Below are 6,000 nucleotides of genomic sequence, written 5' to 3'. Positions count from 1 at the left end.
ATTTATTATTGAGTTCGAAGACAGAATTGTGAAGCATATTAACTAAATTGCAGTTACACAGAATCTGTTACACCCTCGATTAAATATTATAATTTAATTAATCTACAAACAATGCCAGAGGTTATAACTTGATGTAACGCCCTCTGCCCGATATAAATCTTTGCTTATTTTGGTACCATTTATTAAACGAGCTTACTTATTGAGTAAATAAACACAGTCTATTTTATTCTACCGAGGCCAACTTAACTACCGCGTCGTCTAAATAGATATCAACGCCTACAGCGGCATTTGAAAAATACACCGAGAGCTCAGTTAATTCACAATCAGGGGGGTAAATGTGCCACTCACTAAGGTCCATTCACTGTCTGACACAGTAACGGCTGGGCCTGCCTCGGTGTAAACCGCCTCTGAACCTTCACAGGTTTGCTTGATGTTAATGCTAACGTTTTCACTGTCGGAACCTGCAACTCTTATCCAACCGCTGATATCATAAGCGGTATTTGCAACTCCTCGCCCCAAAAAGTCGTAGACAGGCCCTTGCCAATCATTGGTACGTGAATTAACTAACGCTGACTTTTCACCTGTGTGAGCAAAATCAGTACTTTCTTCAATGTTTGCCCCCCAAGTTGCCCAGCCATTTATACCCGATTCAAAGGTTGAATTGGTCAATAAGTTATCAGCGTCCACAGTAATGTCACTGGTAATAGACACGCTATCGATATAAATATCGACACCAATTGCGGGGCCATCAAAATAAACAACGGCACTAGTAAGCGCACAATTTGGTAACACCAAACTACCGGTTAACTTTGTCCACTCGCCATTGGTAGCCGTTATAGCACCATGTTGAGTGTAAGATGCATCAGCTTCTTCATCACCTTCACATAAGGTTTTTAAGGTAATGTTTAACAGATCTTCATCTGCATTTTAATGCGGGCATATGTGGTAATTTCATAAGTCTTACCGGTTTCAGCAAAAGGCTGTAAATTAAATAACGGGCCTTGCCAAGTCCCTGTTCTATCACTATGTAAAGCACTGCTATTACCTGTGTTGGCATAGTTTGTTGAGCTGGCTAATGTGCCGCCCCAAACTGACCAACCATCAGTGTTTATTTCAAAGTCGCTGTTTGTTACTAAGTTAGGACCTAAATCTTTCTTTTCTTGATGAAAAGTAACGTCATCGACATAGATATCAATACCCACTGCAGGGCCTTCAAAATAAAGAATGGCATCGCTCATCGCACAGGTAGGTAACGTTACCTGCCCCGCAATTAAAGACCAATCAGTTGAGTTAGCCTCCGTAGCACCAGTGCCTAAGTACTTAACACCATCTGAACAGGTTGCACTAATTGTCGCTTTAACTTGAGCTAAACCTTCACTAATTGCCGTTCGAGCAAACAATTGGTAAGTTTGGCCTGACTCAACAAGACTCAAAATATTCGTTGATGGCCCTTGGTATTCTTGGGTACGCGCAGTACCGACTAGACTTTGGCTTCCGGCAAATACTTTGCTTGTGGTGATTGCAACTGCTGATGTGTCGTAACCTTCCCACCCTGAAGCATCAATTTCAAAATCACTGTTAGCTAAAAGGTTATCGCCAAAACCATCAGTGTTAGGCATTAAAGCTTGTGGTCGAAGGCTTACTGCATCTAAGTAAAAGTCTTCACTTACATCAGCGCCTTCAACTGATAAAGTGGCGTTGACAAGCTCACAATTAGGTACGGAAAATGAACTTGATAATTGGGTAAACTCAGTGTTGCTGGCAACGGCTGAATTAACAACGATAGTGTTCGCTTCTTCAGCGACACATTCGAGTATTACATTTACAGAGCTTGCTAATGTTGTTTCGTTAGCTGACATCACCCAAGCTTTAAGGTCATAGACGCTGTTTGCCTTAAGTAAGCTGGTGATATCAATGCTAGCTGTCGCTTTAGCATCTTCACTTGCTGAAGATAACAGCGATGTTATTCCATTCTGTTGATATTCAGTGGTTCTTGTCGTTGTTTCGCCTAAGGTTGTCCAGCCGTCTGTGCCTATTTCAAAGTTACCATTGGCAATTAAGTTTGGCATCACACCTGATTCATCAGCTTCAATACCCATAAAGGCATCAGCTATCGCAAAATAAGCCGGTTTTCTTTGGTAATCAGCAGTGTATAAAAGTGGATCATCGGGTCCAAACTCGCCATCAATCCAACTATATTTGTCTGTGAACCCCCAAACCGTGACAGCGTCACAACGGTCAACATTCATGCATGCATTGACTGCACGATGGTATACCTGTTGTTGAATAGCCAGTTTAGTCACTTGGTCCCAAGGTAAGGCGGATAAACGCACATCAATTTCACTGATGTTAACGTCTAAGTCCAAATCAGCAAAACGTTGCAGGTTATCGGTCATTTGCTGGGTTGATGGTGCATTTGATGCATCTAAATGCATTTGAAAACCCACCCCGTGAATCGGGACTTCAGCATTGATTAATTCTGAAACCATGGTAAATACAGCATCAGACTTAGCATTGATGTTATCGATACTGTAATCGTTATAAAACAACTTCGCATCAGGATCAGCAACATGTGCTCTAGTGAACGCATCAGCAATGTAGTTTTTATCTAGCTTTTCAAAGAATACAGAGTCACGATAATTAGCATCATCACCCATTACTTCGTTTGCCACATCCCACGCATATATTTGTCCGCTATAACGCGCTGCCGTAGCATCGATATGCGCATTAATTAATATGGTTAAATCTTCAGCTGTTACATCACCATTAACAAAAGATGGTGCTTGGCGATGCCATACTAAGGCGTGGCCTTTAAACGCTATGTCATTTTCTTCGACAAAATCGATCATGCTATCTAAAGCGTCATAATCCCAAACGTCAGAGCTAGTATTTTGAATAGATCCCCATTTACCGATATTTTCAGGTGTCACATAGTTAAATTCTTTCTTTACTATGTCGATATAGTCAGTCTCGTTATTGCTTAAAACACCATGACTTAACGCGGTACCAATGCGTTTATTTGCTTTGTTTGCTGCTTCGACTAAATTAGTCACTAACGGCTCTGGATCTGGATCGACTTCTACGGCTGGCGGAACTTCGGGTATTGGAGGCACTACGGGTGTTTTTTTGTCATCATCTGAACATGCCGACAATAATAGTAGTAAAGGGGAAACCAGTAAGCTTGTCCTGGATAATTTAAATCTATCGTTTTGTATATTCATTTATATTTCCTGAAGAGTATTGTATTTTTAATTTGTCATTTTATAAAATCACTTTTTTTATTGTGTTTACTACGAGCTAGCTATAAGTCTCATTGACCATAAGCTTATAGTAAAGTAGACCACTTGAATGTTATTAACAATTAAAATAATCTCAAGTTAAGTTGGTTAATGGTGTTTTTTTGTTTGCTAGTTTGATTGTATGTAAAGATTTTTGAATCTATTTGATTGTTTTTTAGACGCTTATTGATGTTTGATGAGATCTAAACACTTAGAAGGTTTTATTTTAAATAATGTTATTTGAGCTGCTAACTTATTACTTTGACTAGAGCAGTCTGCTTTGTTGTTCGCTATGACATTGTGAATTTATATTGAAATTTTTTAAGTTTTACTTGGCTATTTCACCAAAGTTACCGTGTGCAAGTTCGTCAATTTAACGAGATGATAAAGCTGATTTTTATAGATTGAGCAAGATGTAATTTCCCTTTACTCGTTTTAATCACCCTAACCTATTTAGAATAAAACAACTTAAATATTACGGCCTTCCAGTCTTACTATTGTCTTTTAAGCAATAGTGTTCCACATATCTCCTTATATATAACCCCATAAAAACCAGTAATAATGGATTTATCTTAAACATTGCAACCCTCTCTGTTGCAACGAGTTAAATACAAGAACTTTAACTGTGTTTATTCGCCATTAACAACAATCCAGACATTAAAGATGGAAAACTGATTTATGATTATTTTGCACGGTTTTGCTGCTAGTAACTATTACAACCTAGTTAAACATCTACTCTTATACAAAGCACTGCCATTTCAAGAAAACCTTATTTACGGTGGTAGTGATGAGTTACTGGCAATCAGTCCTGCAGGGAAAGTACCTGTTATAACAACAACTGAAGGCTTACATCTTTCAGAGTCGAGTGTCATTTGTGATTTTATCGAAGAGAATTACCCTACATCGAATGATCAGCAGCTATACCCTGAAAATGCTGGTGAACGTGCAGTTGTACGTCAAATCATGAAAATAGCAGAACTCTATTTTGAACTGCCAAGCAGACGATTTATACCATATGTATTTTCAGGCACCGACATACCTGAATCGGTAGCGATTGAAGTACGCCAAGTATTAAATCGTGGCGTTATCGCGTTAAGTCGCTTGGGTCAGTTTTCACCGTGGATTGCTGGTGAAAAATTTACCATGGCTGATATCTACGTTTATCACGTAAACACCATTGTCAGTGCATTTGCGTCTAGCCAACTTAACTGGGATGTACTTGCACAGGTCCCAGGCATGAAACAGTGGAATGATTCCATGAGTCAATCTGCCATTGCCCAAAGTATAGAGGCAGATCGACTGGCAAATATGCCCGAGTTTATGCAAAAGCTACAAGCTCAGATCCAAGCAGCAGATGCGGCATAGTCACTTAAATCATAAAAATATTTAAAACTTAAATTAGTACTTGAGTTTTAAAACGAACAAAATACAACCAATACAATAACGTTATTGGTACACCAAATTTAATTATTTGCAGGAGCAAAACCTTATGACTGATACCAATATTCAACTGACTTCAACAATCAGTGAAGACAATAAACTAACACTGGCTTTAACAAACATCGAAATGCCACAACCTTCTGCCGATGAGATCGTTATTCGCATTGAAGCTGCACCTTTAAATCCTTCTGATTTAGCCGTTTTATTCAGCGCAGCTGATATGACAACCGCGACACAATCTGGCACTGAACAGAACCCTACTATCACCGCGAATGTCCCCGCTCACTATATGCCTGCAGTTAAAACACGTGTAGGTAAAGCCACACCTGTGGGTAATGAAGGTGCTGGAACCGTCATAGCAGCGGGATCTTCTCCTGCAGCGCAAGCGTTAATGGGCAAGACCGTTGCTGTTATTGGCGGTGGCACCTATCGTCAATATATCTGTGCCAATGTACGAAGTTGCTTAGAGTTAAAAGAAGGCACAACAGCTAAAGAAGGCGCTTCATCTTTTGTGAACCCGCTTACCGCATTAGCAATGGTTGAAACGATGCGCGCTGAAGGCCATAAAGCCATCATTCATGCGGCTGCGGCATCTAACCTTGGCCAAATGCTAAACCGTATTTGTATTGCCGATGGCGTCGATTTAATTAACATCGTCCGTAAAGCTGAACAAGAAACGCTTTTACGAGATATGGGGGCAAAATATATTGTCAATTCAACTAGTGACACTTTCCTTGCTGATTTAACTGCTGCAATCATTGAAACTGGTGCAACGATTGCGTTTGATCCCATTGGTGGCGGTCAATTAACCAGTGACATCCTTAACAGTATGGAAGTTGCCGCATCTCGTGATATGACAGAACATAGTGTTTATGGTTCTGACATTTTCAAACAAGTTTACATTTATGGTGCTTTAAACCGTGGACCTATTACGCTGAATCGTAACTTTGGTTTTGCATGGGGAGTCAATGGATTCTTATTATTCAATGCACTCGGCAAACTAGGCACTGAGACTGTCGTGGCAATGCGTAAACGTGTTGCTGATGAAATTACCACAACGTTTGCAAGCCACTACACCCATGAAGTGTCATTGGCAGAGGTATTAACATTACAATCGATAGCGGGTTATTCAAAGCAAGCTACTGGTGAGAAGTACTTAATTACCCCTCAAGTTTAATTCAATTTTAAAGAGTCGTGGCCAACAACTGTTGCCACGACTTCAAACTATTTAGCGTATTTCTCCACATAAAACGAAGCAATACATTTTTACATTTCTGAGTTA

4 protein-coding genes are annotated in these 6,000 nt (G+C 39.8%); 2 read left to right on the top strand and 2 right to left on the bottom strand.

All coding sequences use genetic code 11. The features are described 5' to 3' along the window. Positions 1-312: 312 nt before the first annotated feature. On the bottom strand, positions 313-792 hold the full coding sequence (locus Q4546_RS15620; protein WP_303446573.1) for a carbohydrate binding domain-containing protein: 480 nt from the start codon (positions 790-792) through the stop codon (positions 313-315). Positions 793-905: 113 nt separating this feature from the next. After that, positions 906-3,221 carry an endo-1,4-beta-xylanase gene (locus Q4546_RS15615; RefSeq protein WP_303446571.1) on the bottom strand — a complete coding sequence of 772 codons (2,316 nt, stop codon included), beginning with the start codon at positions 3,219-3,221 and terminating at the stop codon, positions 906-908. Between the two features lie 735 nt (positions 3,222-3,956). On the opposite strand from Q4546_RS15615, the gene Q4546_RS15610 reads away from it, so the two are divergent. Together Q4546_RS15610 and Q4546_RS15605 are read left to right on the top strand one after the other, a co-directional pair. Continuing rightward, positions 3,957-4,643 carry a glutathione S-transferase family protein gene (locus Q4546_RS15610; RefSeq protein ID WP_303446570.1) on the top strand — a complete coding sequence of 229 codons (687 nt, stop codon included), beginning with the start codon at positions 3,957-3,959 and terminating at the stop codon, positions 4,641-4,643. Between the two features lie 124 nt (positions 4,644-4,767). Further along, positions 4,768-5,895 carry a zinc-binding dehydrogenase gene (locus Q4546_RS15605; protein WP_303446569.1) on the top strand — a complete coding sequence of 376 codons (1,128 nt, stop codon included), beginning with the start codon at positions 4,768-4,770 and terminating at the stop codon, positions 5,893-5,895. Positions 5,896-6,000 lie beyond the last annotated feature (105 nt).

Source organism: Shewanella sp. 4_MG-2023 (assembly GCF_030548015.1).
Classification (GTDB): Bacteria; Pseudomonadota; Gammaproteobacteria; order Enterobacterales; family Shewanellaceae; genus Shewanella.
This window is presented reverse-complemented; position numbering and strand designations above follow the sequence as displayed.

Excerpts from the sequence above, each read along its gene's own strand:
- Q4546_RS15615 (WP_303446571.1), bottom strand. The coding sequence starts at position 3,221 with ATGAATATACAAAACGATAGATTTAAATTATCCAGGACAAGCTTACTG.
- Q4546_RS15610 (WP_303446570.1), top strand. The coding sequence starts at position 3,957 with ATGATTATTTTGCACGGTTTTGCTGCTAGTAACTATTACAACCTAGTT.
- Q4546_RS15605 (WP_303446569.1), top strand. The coding sequence starts at position 4,768 with ATGACTGATACCAATATTCAACTGACTTCAACAATCAGTGAAGACAAT.